Annotated in this window: 13 protein-coding genes; 12 read left to right on the top strand and 1 reads right to left on the bottom strand. The window is 63.6% G+C overall.

Features of this window, described 5'->3' with window-relative positions; all coding sequences use genetic code 11:
* Positions 1-26: 26 nt before the first annotated feature.
* Entirely contained in the window at positions 27-2,477 is a 2,451-nt protein-coding gene (locus ACXHGZ_RS20140; RefSeq protein WP_480464106.1) for a penicillin-binding protein 1A, read from the bottom strand.
* A 163-nt stretch (positions 2,478-2,640) separates the two neighbouring features.
* On the opposite strand from ACXHGZ_RS20140, the gene pilM reads away from it, so the two are divergent.
* The 12 genes from pilM (at position 2,641) to ACXHGZ_RS20080 (ending at position 19,570) form a co-directional block, all read left to right on the top strand.
* A complete protein-coding gene (pilM, locus tag ACXHGZ_RS20135; protein WP_480461188.1) occupies positions 2,641-3,501 on the top strand; it encodes a type IV pilus biogenesis protein PilM in 861 nt (286 codons plus the stop codon).
* Positions 3,498-4,037 (top strand): PilN domain-containing protein, encoded by a 540-nt coding sequence (locus tag ACXHGZ_RS20130; protein ID WP_480461186.1) that lies wholly within the window; start codon positions 3,498-3,500, stop codon positions 4,035-4,037. Before pilM ends, ACXHGZ_RS20130 begins: the two co-directional genes overlap by 4 nt.
* On the top strand, positions 4,034-5,050 hold the full coding sequence (locus tag ACXHGZ_RS20125) for a pilus assembly protein PilP (protein ID WP_480461185.1): 1,017 nt from the start codon (positions 4,034-4,036) through the stop codon (positions 5,048-5,050). The genes ACXHGZ_RS20130 and ACXHGZ_RS20125 overlap by 4 nt, the downstream gene beginning before the upstream one ends.
* Entirely contained in the window at positions 4,956-6,242 is a 1,287-nt protein-coding gene (locus ACXHGZ_RS20120) for a type IV pilus secretin PilQ (RefSeq protein ID WP_480461183.1), read from the top strand. The genes ACXHGZ_RS20125 and ACXHGZ_RS20120 overlap by 95 nt, the downstream gene beginning before the upstream one ends.
* Before the next feature lie 4 nt (positions 6,243-6,246).
* Positions 6,247-6,765 (top strand): shikimate kinase AroK, encoded by a 519-nt coding sequence (gene aroK, locus ACXHGZ_RS20115; RefSeq protein WP_084853842.1) that lies wholly within the window; start codon positions 6,247-6,249, stop codon positions 6,763-6,765.
* Positions 6,766-6,862: 97 nt separating this feature from the next.
* Positions 6,863-7,960: a 3-dehydroquinate synthase gene (gene aroB / locus ACXHGZ_RS20110; protein ID WP_084853844.1), complete on the top strand. Its 1,098-nt coding sequence runs from the start codon at positions 6,863-6,865 to the stop codon at positions 7,958-7,960.
* Between the two features lie 15 nt (positions 7,961-7,975).
* The gene (locus ACXHGZ_RS20105; protein ID WP_480461182.1) at positions 7,976-9,580 is read left to right on the top strand and encodes an AAA family ATPase; all 1,605 of its coding nucleotides are present in this window, start codon (positions 7,976-7,978) and stop codon (positions 9,578-9,580) included.
* Positions 9,581-9,952: 372 nt separating this feature from the next.
* On the top strand, positions 9,953-14,398 hold the full coding sequence (gltB, locus tag ACXHGZ_RS20100; protein ID WP_480461180.1) for a glutamate synthase large subunit: 4,446 nt from the start codon (positions 9,953-9,955) through the stop codon (positions 14,396-14,398).
* Positions 14,399-14,504: 106 nt separating this feature from the next.
* On the top strand, positions 14,505-15,923 hold the full coding sequence (locus ACXHGZ_RS20095; RefSeq protein ID WP_196144082.1) for an FAD-dependent oxidoreductase: 1,419 nt from the start codon (positions 14,505-14,507) through the stop codon (positions 15,921-15,923).
* A 228-nt stretch (positions 15,924-16,151) separates the two neighbouring features.
* The gene (gene hemE / locus ACXHGZ_RS20090; protein ID WP_084853850.1) at positions 16,152-17,216 is read left to right on the top strand and encodes a uroporphyrinogen decarboxylase; all 1,065 of its coding nucleotides are present in this window, start codon (positions 16,152-16,154) and stop codon (positions 17,214-17,216) included.
* A gap of 347 nt (positions 17,217-17,563) precedes the next feature.
* Complete coding sequence (gene gbpA, locus ACXHGZ_RS20085) at positions 17,564-19,003, top strand: N-acetylglucosamine-binding protein GbpA (protein ID WP_480461178.1); 1,440 nt, start codon at positions 17,564-17,566, stop codon at positions 19,001-19,003.
* A 54-nt stretch (positions 19,004-19,057) separates the two neighbouring features.
* Positions 19,058-19,570 carry a cytochrome b gene (locus tag ACXHGZ_RS20080; RefSeq protein ID WP_480461177.1) on the top strand — a complete coding sequence of 171 codons (513 nt, stop codon included), beginning with the start codon at positions 19,058-19,060 and terminating at the stop codon, positions 19,568-19,570.
* Positions 19,571-19,584 lie beyond the last annotated feature (14 nt).

Below are 19,584 nucleotides of genomic sequence, written 5' to 3'. Positions count from 1 at the left end.
TCTCCTGAAAGTGGACGTCGCGCCTGCTAGAACAGATCCATCGGCGCGGCTTCGTCCGCCGGCAGCGGGCTGCCGGGAATGGCGCCATTGCCCAGCTCGTCCACCGAAGGCGGCGAATCCTCGGCCTTGAACAGCTCGAAATAGGCGTTCGGCGTGCTCGGTGTGGCCGCACGGCCGCTGACCGGGTCGACCCGCAGGCTGAGGATGCCCTCCGGCTCGGCGGGCGCGTGCTCGGGTTTGTCCTTGAGTGCAGCGCCCATGAAGCTCATCCAGATCGGCAGCGCCGCGGTGCCGCCATACTCGCGTCGGCCCAGGGTTTCCGGCTGGTCGAAGCCCACCCATACGGTGGTGACGTAGTCGGCGTTGTAGCCGGTGAACCAGGCGTCCTTGGATTCGTTGGTGGTGCCGGTCTTGCCTGCCAGGTCGCTGCGACCCAGGGCCAGGGCTCGGCGGCCGGTACCGCGCTTGATTACGTCCTGGAGCATGCTGGTGAGGATGTAGGTGGTGCGCCCATCGATGATGCGTTCGGCTACCGCTGGCACCTGCAGCTGTGGCGTAGCCTGGCCGGCGACCACGGGCGCTTCGCCGGGCAGGGCGGAGGTGCTGATCGGTTGTTCCGGAGCGGCGATGCCGGCCTGGTCCTGGTCGCCTTGTGGGACCCGGGCCGGGTTGGCGGTGAACAGGGTCTCGCCGTTACGGCTCTCGATGCGCTCGATCAGGTACGGGCTGATCTTGTAGCCGCCGTTGGCGAAGGTGCTCCAGCCAGTGGCGATCTCCATCGGGGTGAGGGTCGCGGTGCCCAGGGCCAGGGACAGGTTCGGCGGCAGGTCCTGCTTGTTGAAGCCGAACTTGGTGATGTAGTCGATGGTCTTGCCTACACCCATCGATTGCAGCAGACGGATCGAGACCAGGTTGCGCGACTTGTACAGCGCTTCGCGCATGCGGATCGGGCCCAGGAAGGTGTTGGTGTCGTTCTTCGGGCGCCAGACCTTGTCCAGGTACTCATCGACGAACACGATCGGCGCGTCGTTCACCAGGCTGGCCGCCGTGTAGCCGCTGTCGAGTGCGGCACTGTAGACGAATGGCTTGAAGCTCGAGCCCGGCTGACGCTTGGCCTGCATGGCGCGGTTGTAGTTGCTCTGTTCGAACGAGAAGCCGCCGACCAGGGCGCGGATGGCGCCGCTGTACGGGTCGAGGGTGACCAGGGCGCTCTGCGCGCCGGGGACCTGGCTGAACTTGAGCTTGCCGTCTTCCAGGCGCTGGATGCGGACCAGGTCGCCGACCTGGGCCACGTCCTTCGGCGACTGCGGGGAGCGGCCCTGGGCATTGCTGTTGATGAACGGGCGGGCCCACTTCATGGTGTCCCAGGCGACATGTTCCTGCTGGCCACCGCGGGTCAGCACCTGCAGGCCGTCAGCCTGCACCTGGGTGACGATGGCCGGTTCCAGGCCGCCCAGGATGCGCTGCTTACCCAGCTCCTGCTGCCAGGCTTCGAGGGACTTGCCCGGGAAGCGCGCCTCCGGGCCTCGGTAGCCGTGGCGTTCATCATAGGCGGACAAGCCGTTGAGCACGGCCTTGTTGGCCATTTCCTGCATGTCGCTCGGCACCGTGGTGGTGACGCGGAAACCTTCGGTGTAGGCCTCGCTGCCATAGCGGCCGACCATTTCGGCGCGGGCCATCTCGGCGATGTAGGGCGCGTTCACTTCTGGCGTCGGTACGTGGTAGCTGGCATTGAGCGGCTCGGCCAGGGCGGCTTCGTAGCTGGCCTGGTCGATCTTGCCGAGCTTGTACATGCGCCCCAGGATCCAGTCGCGACGCTCCTTGGCGCGCGCCGGGTTGGCCAGCGGGTTGAAGCGCGAAGGGGCCTTGGGCAGGCCGGCGATCATGGCCATCTGCGCCAGGCTGACGTCACGGATCGACTTGCCGTAGTACACCTGTGCCGCAGCCTCGATGCCGTAGGCGCGGTTGCCCAGGTAGATCTTGTTGACGTACAGCTCGAGGATCTCGTCCTTGGTCAGCTCGCGTTCGATCTGCAGGGCCAGGAGGATCTCGTTGGTCTTGCGCGAGAAGCTGCGCTCGCTGGTGAGGAAGTAGTTCTTCGCCACCTGCATGGTGATGGTGCTGCCGCCGGTCTGGATGTGGCCGGACTTCACCAGCTGGGTCGCGGCACGCATCAGGCTGCTCGGGTCGACCCCGTAGTGGTTGAGGAAGTTGTCGTCCTCGGCTGACAGAAGCGCCTGGATGAATTGTGGGGGGATGTCCGCGAAGCGGATCGGCGAGCGGCGCATCTCGCCAAACTCGGCAATCAGCTTGCCGTCGCTGCTGTATACCCTCAAGGGGATCTGCAACTGGATGCTTCTGAGGGACTCGACCGAGGGGAGGCTGGGGCTAAGATACAGAAACGCACCGCTCACACCGAGTACGAGCGCGCAGATGACTGCGACGAAAGACCACCAGAAGAACTTCAGCAGACGTATCAAGGCTTTTGGGTGTCCAGGTTGGGAGTGGATTGCACGCGGTCCGGCGGACAGGAAAAAACGCTGGGCATTATAAGCATTTTTCGCTTTGCCGGGGTGACCGGCCGGCCTGGGCGGTCGGCTCCGGTGGCGCGGTATTGCGACGAACTGTCAGGAAAACGCCATGCTTGGACGCTTCGGCAGGGATGCCGGTTCACTGCTGGGGGTGGAAATTGCCTCCGATTCCGTTCGAATCCTTCAATTGCAAGGGCGCCGCGGGCGTCGTTCGGTCGGGGCCTGGGCGCTGGAACCTTTCGAATCGCCGGAGGGCGGGTGGGCTACCCGCCCCGATGTGGTGGCCGGTGCGCTGCGGCGCGCCTGGCATCGCAGCGGTAGCCGGCAACGCCAGGCGGCAGTCGCCCTGCCGGCCTCGGAGGTGATCTGCAAGGTCTGTCGGTTGCCTGCGGGATTGTCCGAAGCCGAGATGGAGGCACAACTGCTGGTGGAGGCCGAGCGCCTGTTTCCCTTCCCCTTGCAGGACCTGGCGCTGGATTTCCAGGTGCTGGAGCCTGCGGTTGGCCAGGCCGGTGAAGCCCGCGTGCTGGTGGGGGCGTGCCGCCAGCAGTCTCTCGCACCATTGGAAGAGGTGCTCGGCAGCGCCGGGCTGCAGCCCGTGGCAGTGGAGGTCGACAGCATTGCCCTGGCGCGGGCCCTGCCAGCAGGCGACGGTTCGCCGGCATTGCTTCGGATCGAGCCGGACTGTGCGGTGCTGCATGGCTGGCCGGAGCCTGGTCTGCCCCAACGGACGACGCTGCGGCTGCTCGCCTCGGAGGATCGCTCACTGGCTGTCGAGCGTGTCGCGCAGTGGTTGCGCAGTGCCGTGTCGTTGGCCCTGTACGAGCCTCTTCTGGTCGCCGCCGACGAAGGTTGGGTCGATGCCTTGTCCGAGCAGTTGGGCATGCCCTGCAAGGTATTCCAGCCGTTTACCCGGTTCGATCCAAGCCTGGTGCTGGCGTTGGGCCTGGCGATGGGGGATACCCGATGAGGGTGCGCCTGAACCTGTTGCCCTGGCGCGAGCATCGCCGCCTGGTGGCTGTGCGGCGGTTCAAGGCGACACTGGTCGTCTGTCTGCTGTTCGCGCTCGGTGGCGTGATGCTGTTGGACCAGCTGGCACGCCAGCGCCTGCAGCAACAAGCCTTGGCGGCCACCGCCAGGCAAGCAGCCCTGCAGCCGGTGGAGCAGGCCCTGGCGCGTATCGAGGCGCTACGTGAGCAGCGCCTGAGCATCGAAGGGCAAACCCGTGCGCTGGCGCGCTTGAGGTCCGGCCAGGGCGCGTTCGTGACAATGCTGCTGGAGCTCGAACGGGTAATACCTGACGGATTGCACCTGAGCGAGCTGCAACTCAAGGAAGACGAGGTTCGGCTGTTGGGGCTGACGGCCTCTCCAGCGGTGCTTGCCCAGTTCATGCGTGACTTGACGCAGGCCTCGGTATTGCAAGGCTTGGAGTTGAAACGGCTTCGCAACCTGCCTGCCGGAGACGAGTTCCTGTTGGTCGCGCGCCTATCGGCAACCTGGTCATGAAGGGGCTGGGCGAGGCGCAGTGGTCGGAGTGGGTTGGCCGTTCACGGGTCGTCATGGTGGTTGCCCCTGGGCTGGTCATGCTGGCGGTATTTCTCCTCGGGTGGCGCCTTTTCCTGCAGGAAAGCCATCGGGCCTTGCAGCACGGCGAGACCTCAGCTGATGGCTTGCGCCTGGTGCACGAGCGCAAGGCCCAGGCCGCTCGTCAGCTGCAGCCGGCCACCGAGGCGCTGGCCGACGTGCAGCGTCAGTTGCTCGACGCGCGCTGGCGACTTTCGGCAGGGGAGGACATGAGCGACCTGTTGGACGGGTTGGCCAGCTCCGGGCACGCCTTGGGATTGGTGTTCGAGCAGCTCGATGTGTTGCCTGAGGGCGCCGGGCCGGGGTACCGGGTGGTGCCGCTCGAAATCCAGGTCATCGGCACCTACCCGGCCTTGCGATCTTGGCTGCAGGCGTGGCTGGATCAAGTTCGCTTGTTGCGGCCTACGTATCTGGAATTGACCGGCGTGCAAGGTCGGCCGGGTGTGCGGCGCCTGAGCTTGCAGGTCGAGTCGTACCATCCCGCAGAGGCCCTGGCAGCGCCGGCTTCGTTAGCCCATGAGCCGGCGCGGTCTGTTGCCCAGCCTGCCAACGTGGATCTGTTCGCGCCGTGGTCGATGCAAAAGCCGCCTGGAGGCTTGGCCGGGGTTGCGCTTGCACAGGTGGAAATGGTGGGGAGCCTGTCGCGCAATGGGCGAAACCAGGCGTTGCTCCAGGCTGCGGGTCGCCTTTACCGGGTGGGCGAGGGTGACAGGCTGGGCCGTGACCAGGGCATTGTCGTGGCGGTGAGCGGCCAACAGGTCGAAGTGCGTGAGCGTGTATTCGTCGCAGGTGCCTGGCACGAGCGGACGGCATACCTGAGGCTAAGGAAGCAGGTGGGTAATGAGGTCATGGATGAGCGTGAACGGGCTGGGGAAATGGATGCTGGCAATACTCCTGACGGGCCAGGCCAGCATGGCGCTGGGCAGTCGGGATGAGCCGCTCTCGCTGAACTTCCAGGACATAGAGGTGCGTGCGGCGCTGCAGGTGCTCGCCGACTTTGCCGGTGTCAACCTGGTGGCCAGCGACACCGTGCAAGGCAACCTGACCCTGCGCCTGGAGGGGGTGCCCTGGGAGCAGGCCCTTGACCTTGTGCTGCGCAGCAAGGGCTTGGCCCGACGTGAGGAGGGCAATGTACTGCTGGTGGCACCGGCAGCCGAGTTGGCCGAGCAATTTCGCGAAGCACGCTTGGGGCAGGCGCTGGATGCGCAACAGCAGCCCATGCGTCGGGCATTGCTGCCGATTCACCACGCCAAGGCTGCGGACCTGGCCGAGCTGTTGCTGGCTGCGCTGGCCGACGATGGCATCCTCACCGGGCGCGGCAGCCTGAGCGTGGACGCCCGCACCAACACCTTGGTGGTCTACCAGCCTGCCGATCGGCTGGCCGAACTGCGACAGTTGGTGGCGCAGTTGGACGTGCCGGTGCGCCAGGTGCTGATCGAGGCGCGGATCGTCGAGGCCAATGTCGACTATGAAAAGAGCCTGGGGGTGAAATGGGGCGCGCCGCTGCAGGGCGAGGAGGCTCGCCTGGGCAAGGATCTGTTCGTCGATCTGGGCGTGGAACGGGCCAGTTCGGGTGTCGGGCTGGGCCTGCTACGTGGGGGCACATTGCTGGACCTGGAACTCAGTGCCATGGAGAAGAGCGGTAACGGCGAGATCATCTCCCAGCCGAAGGTGGTCACGGCGGACAAGGAAACGGCGCGGATCCTCAAGGGTACGGAGGTCCCCTACCAGGAAACCAGCAAGAGCGGCGCCACCTCCATCTCGTTTCGCGAAGCATCGCTTTCATTGGAGGTCACGCCGCAGATCACGCCGGACGGCAAGGTGATCATGGCGGTGAGGGTGACCAAGGACGAGCCTGACTACGTCAATGCACTGAACAACGTACCGCCGATCCGCAAGAACGAGGTCAACGCCAAGGTCCGGGTGGCCGATGGCCAGACCATCGTCATCGGTGGCGTCTACTCGACCACGCAAAACAAAGTGGTCGACAAGGTGCCATTTTTGGGCGATCTGCCGTATGTTGGGCGGCTGTTTCGACGCGATGCATTACAAGAGAAAAAATCCGAGCTGCTGGTCTTCCTGACTCCGCGTATCATGAGTGACCAGGCGATTGCTGTGAGTCGTTGATTCTGTGCGAAATTTGATACTTGTGGGGCCCATGGGCGCTGGTAAAAGCACCATCGGACGCCTTTTGGCCAAAGAGCTGCGCCTGCTGTTCAAGGATTCCGACAAGGAAATCGAGCTGCGAACCGGCGCCAATATCCCGTGGATCTTCGACAAGGAAGGCGAGCCGGGTTTTCGTGACCGTGAGCAGGCCATGATCGCCGAGCTTTGCGCCCTCGATGGTGTGGTCCTGGCAACCGGTGGCGGTGCAGTGATGCGCGAGGCCAACCGCAAGGCCCTGCACGACGGCGGGCGGGTGATCTACCTGCACGCCTCGGTGGAGCAGCAGGTCGGGCGTACCGCCCGCGACCGCAACCGCCCTTTGTTGCGCACGGCCAACCCCGAGGCGACCCTGCGTGCCCTGTTGGAAACCCGGGACCCGCTGTACCGAGAGATTGCCGACCTGGTGGTGGAAACCGACGAACGGCCGCCGCGCATGGTGGTGCTCGACATTCTCGAGCGCCTGGAGAAGTTGCCGCCCCGGTAAGCCGGGACTATGCTCGGCGACCAACGCCGAGGCGGGTTGAACGTTACCGCGCGGTGTCGCCTGGACGATGCCGCGCCCTAGTACATTGTGGGGATACATGCAGACACTAAAGGTCGACCTGGGCGAACGCAGCTACCCGATCTACATTGGCGAAGGCCTGCTGGACCAGCCTGAACTGCTGGCACCGCACATTGCCGGGCGGCAGGTCGCCATCGTTTCCAACGAAACCGTCGCGCCCCTGTATCTCGAGCGCCTGAGCCGAACCCTCGGTGCCTATTCGGTGCTGCCGGTGGTGCTGCCCGATGGCGAGGCCCACAAGAACTGGCAAACCCTGCAACTGATCTTCGATGCCCTGCTCACTGCGCGCCACGACCGCCGCACCACAGTGGTGGCCCTGGGCGGTGGCGTGATCGGCGACATGGCCGGTTTCGCCGCCGCCTGCTACCAGCGCGGCGTCGACTTCATCCAGGTGCCGACCACCCTGTTGTCCCAGGTGGACTCGTCGGTAGGCGGCAAGACCGGCATCAACCACCCGCTGGGCAAGAACATGGTAGGCGCGTTCTACCAGCCCAATGCGGTCCTGATCGACACCACCAGCCTCAAGACCCTGCCCGAGCGTGAGCTGTCGGCGGGCCTGGCGGAAGTGATCAAGTACGGCCTGATCTGCGACGAGCCATTCCTGACCTGGCTCGAAGAACACATGGGTGCCTTGCGCGCGCTGGAGCCTGCCGCCCTGACCGAGGCCATCCGCCGCTCCTGCGCCGCGAAGGCGGCCGTGGTCGGTGCCGACGAGCGCGAGTCCGGCGTGCGGGCGACCCTGAACCTCGGCCACACCTTCGGCCATGCCATCGAGACCCACATGGGCTATGGCATCTGGCTGCATGGAGAGGCGGTGGCCGCTGGTACCGTGATGGCCCTGGAGATGTCCATGCGCCTGGGCTGGATCGACCAGCCCGCGCGGGACCGTGGCATTCGCCTGCTGCAGGCTGCAGGCCTGCCGGTGGTGCCGCCCGAGGAAATGACCCCAGCGCATTTCATGGAGCACATGGCGGTCGACAAGAAGGTGCTCGACGGTCGCTTGCGCCTGGTGCTGCTGCGCCAGATGGGCGAGGCCGTGGTGACCGACGACTATCCGAAAGAGATTCTTCAAGCCACGCTGGCGGCGGACTACCGCGCGATCGTGGCCCAGCTTTGAGGTTGTGACAGCGCGATGACCAGTTTGCATGCCGATGAGGCGTTTCTCGACCACTACCAGTTGAGCCATGACCCGTTCGCACCTCGGGTGCCCGGCTTCAAGTTCTTCCCCGCCCAGCGCAAGCCGGTGCTGGGCCAGCTCCATCACCTGGCACGCTACAGCCAGCTGATGCTGGTGGTCACCGGCCCCATGGGCAGCGGCAAGACCCTGCTGCGCCAGGCCCTGGTGGCCAGCACCAACAAGCAGTCGGTGCAGAGCGTAGTGGTGTCTGCTCGCGGCGCGGGCGATGCGGCCAGCGTGCTCGGCCAGGTGGCCCAGGCGCTCGACGTGGCCCATGCCGAGGTCCAGGCCATTCTTGCCCAGGTGGTGCAGTTGGCACTGACCGGCCAGGAAGTCTATTTGCTGGTGGACGATGCGGAACAACTGGACGAGTCGGCACTCCAAGCGTTGCTGGAGTTGGCGGCCGGCGTTCCTGAAGGGCGTCCGCACGTATTCCTGTTCGGCGAGCCGTCGTTGATCGCTGGCCTGGAAGGGCTCGATGCCGGTGGCGAGCGGTTCCATGTCATCGAGCTTGCCCCGTACAGCGAGGAGGAGACCCGCGAGTACCTGGAGCAGCGCCTGGATGGCGCGGGCCGAGGCATCGAGGTGTTCACCCGCGAACAGATCGTCGACATCCATGAAAACTCGGACGGCTGGCCTGGAACGATCAACCAGGTTGCCCGCGATACCTTGATCGAAGCCATGATCGCCAGCCGCAGTACGGCCAAGCGACCATCCATGGGGTTCAATATGCCTAAGAAACATGTGCTAGCGCTGTCCGCTGTCGTCGTGGTCGCGGTTGCCGCGGCGGTGCTGATGCCCAAGAAGAGCGACAAACCCGCCGAGGCGCCGGCCGCCCAGGCCCAGCTGCCTCTGGGCGAAGGCCAGCCGGCCATCGAGTTCTCCGGCTCATCGCAGCCCATGCCGCTGCCGCTGGTTGGTCAATCGCAGCCGGTGATGCGTGAGCCGCTGGCCCAGGCGGCCGGGATGGGTGACGGCGAGGAAGGCAGCCCGGCTGGCGACACCGCGCTGCAACCCGCTACGCCACCGACCGTGACCACGACCGCGCCGCCGCAGGGCATGCCTGCTGGCCCTGCACCGGCTCCAGCGCAGCCTGTGACCAATGCTGCGCCCCAGACCATCGCCACGGCGCCCGCGCAGCCGGTTGCGCCGGCGCCCAAGCCTGTTGCCACCCAGCCGGCCAAACCGGTTGCACCTGCCAAGCCTGCTCCGGCACCGACCCAGGTGGCCACGGCCAAGCCGGCGGCCAAACCTGCCGCGGGCGGTTCGGGCAACAGCAGCTGGTACACCGGCCAGAAAGCCGGCAACTACGTGGTGCAGATCCTGGGGACCAGCTCCGAGGCGTCGGCCCAAGCCTTCGTCAAGGCCCAGGGTGGCGACTATCGCTACTTCAAGAAAACCCTGCAGGGCAAGCCGCTGTACGTGGTCACCTACGGTAATTTCGCCAATCGCGATGCAGCGGTTGCGGCAATCAAGAACTTGCCAGCCAAGGTCCAGGCTGGTAAACCTTGGCCTCGTACCGTCGGCAGCGTCCAACAAGAGCTGGCGGCGGCCCGCTGATACCTTCCGGGCGGCAACACCCCGCCGCCCAGTTGCAAAGCGATTCCCGACTTGCAGAGCCTGCTGCGCCTGAGCGCGGCAGGCTTTTCTGTCCCAGACTGCCGGCCACAAGCCCACTCTTGCAGTCCTGGCTGAAACGCTTCAGACTCGAGCCAAGCCGCTATCACGGCTCATGGCGCAAAAACATTCAAAAATGCGACATAAGTTTTCAATGATGCGTCATGAAAATTTGTGGGCGTTGCTGTCCCTGTGCAACAATGGTTTCCCATTGCCCACCGCAAAAAGCTGGCGTTTGATCGGCGTGGATGGTAAGTGGTTGTACTAAAAAGAGATTTGCCTTCGTTGAGAGGCGAACCTGGTGAGAAAGTGTCTATGAAAACAGGTCTGTACCATCCCGAAGAATTCAAGGACAACTGTGGTTTCGGCCTGATCGCCCATATGACGGGCGAGGCGAGCCACCATCTTCTGCAAACCGCCATGCAGGCACTGACCTGCATGACCCACCGCGGCGGTATCAACGCCGACGGCAAGACCGGCGACGGTTGCGGCCTGCTGATGCAGAAGCCCGATCAGTTCCTGCGTGCCGTGGCCCAGGAACACTTCGCCGTCGAGCTGCCCAAGCAGTATGCCGTCGGCATGGTGTTCTTCAACCAGGACCCGGTGAAGGCCGAGGCGGCCCGCGCCAACATGGACCGCGAAATCGTCAATGCCGGCCTGAAGCTGATCGGCTGGCGCAAGGTGCCTATCGACACCCGCGTACTCGGCCGCCTGGCCCTGGAGCGCCTGCCGCAGATCGAACAGGTGTTCATCGGCGGTGAAGGCCTGAGCGACCAGGAGTTCGCGATCAAGCTGTTCAGCGCGCGTCGTCGCTCGTCCGTGGCCAACGCCCACGACGCTGACCACTACATCTGCAGCTTCTCGCACAAGACCATCATCTACAAAGGCCTGATGATGCCGGCGGATCTCGCCGCCTTCTTCCCGGACCTGGGCGATGAACGCCTGAAAACCGCCATCTGCGTCTTCCACCAGCGCTTTTCCACCAACACCCTGCCGAAGTGGCCGTTGGCCCAGCCCTTCCGCTTCCTCGCCCACAACGGCGAGATCAACACCATCACCGGCAACCGCAACTGGGCCGTGGCCCGTCGCACCAAGTTCGCCAACGACCTGATCCCCGACCTCGAAGAGCTCGGCCCGTTGGTCAACCGCGTCGGTTCGGACTCCTCGAGCATGGACAACATGCTCGAACTGATGGTCACCGGTGGTATCGACCTGTTCCGCGGCGTGCGCATGCTGGTGCCGCCGGCCTGGCAGAACGTCGAGACCATGGACGCCGATCTGCGCGCCTTCTACGAATACAACTCCATGCACATGGAACCGTGGGACGGCCCGGCCGGTATCGTCATGACCGAAGGCCGCCACGCGGTCTGCCTGCTCGACCGTAACGGCCTGCGCCCGGCGCGCTGGGTCACCACCAAGAACGGCTACATCACCCTGGCGTCGGAAATCGGTGTGTGGGACTACAAGCCCGAGGACGTCCTGGCCAAGGGCCGCGTCGGCCCGGGCCAGATCTTCGCCGTGGACACCGAGACCGGCCAGATCCTCGACACCGATGCCATCGACAACCGCCTCAAGTCGCGCCACCCATACAAGCGCTGGCTGCGCCAGCACGCCCTGCGCATCCAGGCGACCCTGACCGACGACCAGGGCGTGGCCAGCTACGATGCCGACCAGCTCAAGCAGTACATGAAGATGTTCCAAGTCACCTTCGAGGAGCGTGACCAGGTGCTGCGTCCGCTCGGTGAACAAGGCCAGGAAGCCGTGGGCTCGATGGGCGACGACACGCCGATGGCCGTATTGTCCCAGCGCGTGCGTTCGCCGTACGACTTCTTCCGCCAGCAGTTCGCCCAGGTGACCAACCCGCCGATCGACCCACTGCGCGAAGCGATCGTCATGTCCCTGGAGATCTGCCTGGGTGCAGAGCGCAATATCTTCCAGGAGTCCCCGGAGCATGCCTCCCGGGTGATCCTCAGCTCGCCGGTGATCTCCCCGGCCAAGTGGCGCTCGTTGATGAACCTCGAGCGCGAGGGCTTCGACCGCCAGCTGATCGACCTCAACTACGAGGAAAGCGTCGGCCTGGAAGCGGCCATCCGCAATATCGCCGACCAGGCCGAAGAGGCCGTGCGCAGCGGCAAGACCCAGCTGGTGCTGAGCGACCGCTATATCGCCCCGGGCAAGCTGCCGGTGCATGCTTCCCTGGCCGTCGGCGCAGTGCACCACCGTCTGACCGAACAGGGCCTGCGGTGCGACAGCAACATCCTGGTGGAAACCGCCACCGCCCGTGACCCGCATCATTTCGCGGTGCTGATCGGCTTCGGTGCTTCCGCCGTGTACCCGTACCTGGCCTACGAAGTCCTGGCCGACCTGATCCGCACCGGCGAGGTGCTCGGCGACCTGGACGAAGTCTTCAAGTACTACCGCAAGGGCATCTCCAAAGGCCTTCTGAAGATCCTGTCGAAGATGGGTATCTCGACCATCGCTTCGTACCGTGGCGCCCAGCTGTTCGAAGCCGTGGGCCTGGCCGAGGAAGTGGTCGGCCTGAGCTTCAAGGGTGTGTCCAGCCGGATCAAGGGCGCACGTTTCGTCGACCTGGAGAGCGACCAGAAGCTGCTGGCCGCCGAAGCCTGGAGTGCGCGCAAGCCGATCCAGCAGGGCGGCCTGCTCAAGTTCGTCCACGGTGGCGAATACCACGCCTACAACCCGGATGTGGTCAACACCTTGCAGGCTGCCGTGCAGCAGGGCGACTACGCCAAGTTCAAGGAATACACCACGCTGGTCGACCAGCGTCCGGTGTCGATGATCCGCGACCTGCTGAAAGTGAAGGTCGCTGACCAGGCGCTGCCGTTGGAGCAGGTCGAGCCGCTGGAAGAGATCCTCAAGCGTTTCGACTCCGCGGGCATCTCCCTCGGTGCCCTGTCGCCGGAAGCCCACGAAGCCCTGGCCGAGGCCATGAACCGCCTGGGCGCGCGCTCCAACTCCGGTGAGGGCGGCGAAGACCCGGCGCGCTACGGCACCATCAAGAGCTCGAAGATCAAGCAGGTGGCTACCGGCCGTTTCGGCGTCACCCCCGAATACCTGGTCAATGCCGAAGTGCTGCAGATCAAGGTGGCCCAGGGCGCCAAGCCCGGTGAGGGTGGTCAGCTGCCCGGCGGCAAGGTCAACGGCCTGATCGCCCGCCTGCGCTATGCCGTGCCGGGCGTGACCTTGATCTCGCCACCGCCGCACCACGACATCTACTCGATCGAAGACCTGGCCCAGCTGATCTACGACCTCAAGCAGGTCAACCCGCAGGCCCTGGTATCGGTCAAGCTCGTGGCCGAGGCGGGGGTGGGCACCATCGCCGCCGGCGTGGCCAAGGCCTATGCCGACCTGATCACCATTTCCGGCTACGATGGCGGCACCGGCGCTTCGCCGCTGACCTCCATCAAGTATGCCGGCGCCCCATGGGAACTGGGCCTGGCCGAAACCCACCAGACCCTGCGTGGCAACGACCTGCGCGGCAAGGTGCGGGTACAGACCGACGGCGGCCTGAAAACCGGCCTGGATGTGATCAAGGCCGCGATCCTCGGCGCCGAAAGCTTCGGCTTCGGCACCGCGCCGATGATCGCCCTGGGTTGCAAGTACCTGCGCATCTGCCACCTGAACAACTGCGCCACGGGCGTGGCCACCCAGAACGACAAGCTGCGCAAGGACCACTACATCGGTACCGTCGACATGGTGGTGAACTTCTTCACCTTCGTCGCCATCGAGACCCGCGAGTGGCTGGCCAAGCTGGGCGTGCGCAGCCTGGGCGAACTGATCGGTCGCACCGACCTGTTGGAAGTGCTGCCTGGCGACACCGAGCGCCAGCAGTACCTGGACCTCAGCCCGCTGCTGGGCAGCGCCCACGTTCCGGCCGACAAGCCACAGTTCTGCGAAGTCGACAAGAACCCGCCGTTCGACAAGGGCGAGCTGGCCGAGAAGATGGTCGAGATGGCCCTGCCGGCCGTTCGCGACCTGGCCGGTGGCGAGTTCAGCCTGGATATCTGCAACTGCGACCGCTCCATCGGTGCGCGTGTCTCCGGCGAGATCGCCCGCCTGCATGGCAACCAGGGCATGGCCGGCGCGCCGATCACCTTCCGCTTCAAGGGCACCGCAGGCCAGAGCTTCGGGGTATGGAACGCCGGTGGCCTGAACCTGCACCTGGAAGGCGACGCCAACGACTACGTTGGCAAGGGCATGACCGGGGGCAAGCTGACCATCGTGCCGCCTGCCGGCAGCCCGTTCGAAACCCAGCACAGCGCCATCATCGGCAACACCTGCCTGTATGGCGCCACCGGCGGCAAGCTGTTCGCTGCCGGCACCGCGGGCGAGCGCTTCGCTGTGCGTAACTCCGGCGCCCACGCTGTGGTCGAGGGTACCGGCGATCACTGCTGTGAATACATGACCGGCGGCTTTGTCTGCGTCCTGGGCAAGACCGGTTACAACTTCGGTTCTGGCATGACGGGCGGTTTCGCCTACGTGCTCGACATGGACAACACCTTCGTCGACAAACTCAACCACGAGCTGGTGGAAATCCAGCGGATCAGTGGCGAGGCGATGGAGGCCTACCGCAGCCACCTGGCGCGCGTCCTTGCCGAATACGTGGAAGAAACCGGCAGCGAGTGGGGGCGCGAGCTCTCGGAGAACCTGGACGACTACGTGCGGCGCTTCTGGCTGGTCAAGCCGAAGGCGGCCAACCTCAAGCAACTGCTGTCCAGCACCCGTGCCAACCCGCAGTAACAACAGCTGCAAGTGGCAAGCCCCGTGCGCGGGGCTTGCCCGGCTCAAGTGATCGTCTTGCAGCTTGCGGCCCAGGCCAGCAACTGCGGTATAGAGGTTTTGAAAAATGGCTGAACGTCTGAACAACGACTTCCAGTTCATCGAAGTAGGGCGCAAGGACCCCAAGAAGAAGCTCCTGCGCCAGCGCAAGAAGGAGTTCGTGGAAATCTACGAACCCTTCAAGCCGCAACAGTCCGTGGAGCAGGCACACCGCTGCCTGGGCTGCGGCAACCCGTATTGCGAGTGGAAGTGCCCGGTGCACAACTTCATCCCCAACTGGCTGAAGCTGGTGTCCGAAGGCAACATCCTCGCGGCGGCGGAGCTGTCGCATCAAACCAACACCCTGCCGGAAGTGTGCGGCCGCGTGTGCCCGCAGGATCGCCTCTGCGAAGGTGCCTGCACGCTGAACGACGGCTTCGGCGCGGTGACCATCGGCTCGGTGGAGAAGTACATCACCGATACTGCCTTCGCCATGGGCTGGCGCCCGGACATGTCCAAGGTCAAGCCGACCGGCAAGCGCGTCGCGATCATCGGCGCGGGCCCTGCGGGCCTGGGGTGTGCCGACGTGCTGGTGCGTGCCGGCGTGACCCCGGTGGTGTTCGACCGCAACCCGGAGATCGGTGGCCTGCTGACCTTCGGCATCCCCGAGTTCAAGCTGGAAAAGACCGTGCTCAGCAATCGCCGTGAAGTCTTCACTGGCATGGGCATCGAGTTCCGCCTGAACACCGAAGTGGGCAAGGACATCACCATGGAGCAGCTGCTCGCCGATTACGACGCGGTGTTCATGGGCATGGGCACCTACACCTACATGAAGGGCGGCTTCCCCGGCGAAGACCTGCCAGGTGTGCATGACGCCCTGGATTTCCTGATCGCCAACGTCAACCGCAACCTGGGCTTCGAGAAGTCGCCGGAAGACTTCGTCGACATGCAGGGCAAGAAGGTCGTGGTGCTCGGTGGTGGCGACACCGCGATGGACTGCAACCGCACGTCGATCCGCCAGGGCGCCAAGTCGGTGACCTGTGCCTACCGGCGTGACGAAGCCAACATGCCGGGCTCGCGCCGCGAGGTGAAGAACGCCAAGGAAGAGGGCGTGAAGTTCCTCTATAACCGTCAGCCCATCGCCATCGTCGGCGAGGACAAGGTCGAAGGCGTGAAGGTGGTCGAGACCCGTCTCGGCGAGCCGGACGCCCGTGGCCGTCGCAGCCCCGAGCCGATCCCGGGCTCCGAGGAGATCCTGCCGGCCGATGCCGTGGTGATCGCCTTCGGCTTCCGCCCGAGCCCGGCGCCGTGGTTCGAGCAGCATGGTATCCAGCTGGACAGCCAAGGCCGCGTGGTGGCGCCGGAGAAGGGCAAGTTCAAGCACCAGACCAGCAACCCGAAAGTATTCGCCGGTGGTGACATGGTGCGCGGTTCGGACCTGGTGGTTACTGCCATCTTCGAAGGGCGTACGGCCGCTGAAGGTATCCTGGACTACCTGGAAGTCTGATCCAGTGTTGGGGGCCGCTGTGCGGCCCTTTGGCGCAAGGCCGCTCCTACAGCATATGCGTGATCCCCTGTAGGAGCGGCCTTGCGCCGCGAAAGGGCTGCAAAACAGCCCCCTCGCTATGCATTTTGTATACAAAAACCATTGATCCACGGCATCCAATAGACAAACAGCCGTGCCTTTTCTCCGTGCGTCTGAGAAAATGCCCGCACTTTTTTGCTGGATGCCGACATGACTGCCCTGAAGAACGATCGTTTCCTGCGTGCACTGCTCAAGCAACCCGTAGACGTCACCCCGGTCTGGATGATGCGCCAGGCTGGCCGCTACCTTCCGGAATACCGCGCCAGCCGTGCCAAGGCCGGTGATTTCATGAGCTTGTGCATGAACCCGCAGTTCGCCTGCGAGGTCACCCTGCAGCCGCTGGACCGCTACCCGCTGGATGCGGCGATTCTCTTCTCGGACATCCTCACCATCCCTGACGCCATGGGCCAGGGCCTGTACTTCGAAACCGGCGAAGGCCCGCGTTTCAAGAAGGTCGTCAGCACCCTGGCCGACATCGAGGCGCTGCCGGTGCCCGACCCGCAGAAGGACCTGGGCTACGTGATGGACGCCGTCAGCACCATCCGCCGCGAGCTCAACGGCCGCGTGCCGCTGATCGGCTTCTCCGGCAGCCCCTGGACCCTGGCCACCTATATGGTCGAAGGCGGTTCCTCCAAGGACTTCCGCAAGACCAAGGCCATGCTCTACGACAACCCCCAGGCGATGCACCTGCTGCTGGACAAGCTGGCCCAGTCGGTCACCCGCTACCTCAACGGCCAGATCCAGGCCGGTGCCCAGGCGGTGCAGATCTTCGATACCTGGGGCGGCAACCTGTCGGCGGCGGCCTACCAGGAATTCTCCCTGGCCTACATGCGCAAGATCGTCAGCGGCCTGATTCGCGAACACGACGGGCGCAAGGTACCGGTGATCCTGTTCACCAAGAACGGCGGCATCTGGCTGGAAAGCATCGCCGAAGCCGGCGCCGATGCCCTGGGCCTGGACTGGACCTGCGAAATCGGCGATGCCCGTCGCCGCGTGGGCGACAAGGTCGCGCTGCAAGGCAACATGGACCCGACCGTGCTGTACGCCAAGCCCGAGGCCATTCGCCAGGAAGTGGCGCGGATTCTCGAAAGCTACGGGCATGGCAGCGGCCATGTGTTCAACCTGGGGCACGGCATTACCCCGGAAGTGGACCCGGAGCATGCCGGTGTGTTCATCAACGCAGTGCATGAATTGTCGGCGCGGTATCACGGCTGAACCGAAGGGAGGGTTCTCCTGCAATAGGGGAACCCACCTATTAAAGAACTACCGCTTCAATACGTTATATTGACCTCGCGAGTTCACTATTACCGCACCTATTTGGTGCGTGGGTGAACAAAATTATTTTTGTTAATAAAAATTATTCGAATCAATTGGTGTGGTCATACCTACTAATCTTGCGAGTTCTGTAGAACTTTCCTACATAACGAACTCCGATGACGTAGTTAGATTGCGATCGTCACTTGCACCGGGTCTTATCGAGTGCTTGCTGGCTACTAAGCGTCTAATAATTTCTTCGGAGTTTTCTTGTGACTACCAGAAGTGTAATGTGTAAAGGGTTTGCCTTGAGCGGCCTTTGGGTCGCGGTTCTTGGTGCGGGCCTGCATGCGCAAGTTGCTAGCGCGCATGGTTATACCAGCGAGCCACCTTCTCGTGCCTATGTGTGCCAGCTGGGCAAGAATATCAATTGTGGCGGAGCGGCGTACGAGCCCCAGTCTGTCAGTGAAGTTGCCAAGGGGTTTCCGGTCGGCGGCCCCGTTGATGGGAAAATCGCCAGTGGTGGTGAGCGTCCTGATTTTGCCCTGCTCGATGAGCAATCGGCCAATCGTTGGCATTTGACGCCGATCACCGACCGCAATATCGAGTTTGACTGGTACTACCATGCAGGTCACGAAACGACGAAGTGGGAATACTTCATCACCAAGAGCGGGTGGAACCCCAATGCACCGTTAAGCCGCAGTGCGTTCGAGCTCACGCCTTTCTGCGAGGTGGATGGTCATGGCAAACCGGCCCGTGGTGAAGGTAATCCGACCCACGGACCTGCGATCGAGAAGCATCATTGCACTCTGCCGACCGATCGCTCTGGGCACCATGTCATTCTCGGTGTATGGACTATCGACAATACCGCCAACGCCTTCCACAACGTCATGGATGTCGATATCCAGCTAGACGGTGGTCCGGTACCGGAGTGGTCTCCGGTATCCCTAATCAACCCCAATGCCGATATGATAGTAGGTGATAGGGTAATTGCCCGGGCATTCCAAGGTGCGACAGAAAGTGCCGACTACAGTGTCGGTATTACAATCGACACGCCTGAAGAAGCTAAGGCGGATAACTGGACCTATAAACTCGCCAAACGCTTCAATGATACTCAGAGCCTCGTACGTGCCGGCCAGCTCGATGCCGAGGGTAATATCGAGGCGGTGCCAGGTAAAAATACGGTATTCGCCAAGGCGGAATCCGGGGTCACCAGTTACCAATACCAGATCCAAAGCGCGCCTGGTGGTGATCACTGGATGAAGTTTAGTGACCTGAAGCCGGAATACACGTTGAAAGATGGCAAAGCCCGTGTGGACTTCAATGTCGCTTCGGATGTGGATTACTTGAAGGTCAAGGCGCAATTGTTCAATGAGGCGAACAAGGAGGTCGGCGGGAGTGAGATGAAACTTCATCTTGGCGCCGGTCAGTTCGTGATCGATGCCACCAGCACAGAAGGTACACACACGGTCAAACTCGTGGGTACAGACGCTCACAACCGCGTGATGTTGCAACAAGAGAAGGTCGTCGAGCTCAAAGCCGCTGCCGAAGTGGGCTACGACTTCGTGTTCCCTGAGTCGCTCAAGAGCTACCAGGCAGGCACTAAGGTGCTGCAGCCGAAAAATGGCAAAGTTTACGAGTGCAAGCCGTTCCCGTACTCAGGTTACTGCCAACAGTACTCGGAAAGCGCCAACGGCTATGAGCCTGGTGTCGGCACTAACTGGGCTGCTGGCTGGACTGAGCTCTGATACACGGATCCTGGCGCGCCTTCAAGGGGCGCCAGGGACTGTGGGATATCTTCTATGCAATCGCAAAAATACTGCTGGCAGCAGATCCTCCTGCACTGGGTCTCCGCCCTGGTCATCATCTGGGTGTTGATCAGCGGCTTCTCTGTCGCGCACCTCGAGGTTGATCCTTTCACTTTCCATTTGGTCGCGTTCTTCAACGTCGCCCTGACCACGCTGTTCATCCCGATCTTCCTGCTGCGCTGGCTGGTGCGTCTGGTCGAGCCCGCGCCCAAGAGCCTGCATGACGACCCGCGCAATCGCCGCATCGCCCATGTCGTGCATGAAGCCCTGTACTGGACCATCGCCACCGTCCTGTTGTCCGGTGTGCTGATGATGGACCGCGACATCGATGTCTTCGGCTGGTTCGCCATCGCGCCGGTGCTGAGCGACCCGTTCTGGCACAGTGCTTGGTTCAACCTCCACATTGCATCCTGCCTGCTGTTGGCGCTGGGCGTGGCGATGCATATCGCCGCGGTGGTGCTGCATGAGCTGTCCGGGCGGCGGGTACTTCGGCGGATGCTGCCCTGAATCCTATGAAGCTT

The organism is Pseudomonas shiyinii, assembly GCF_056725765.1.
Note: the sequence above shows the minus strand (reverse complement) of the source record. Positions and strands in the feature narration are given on the sequence as shown.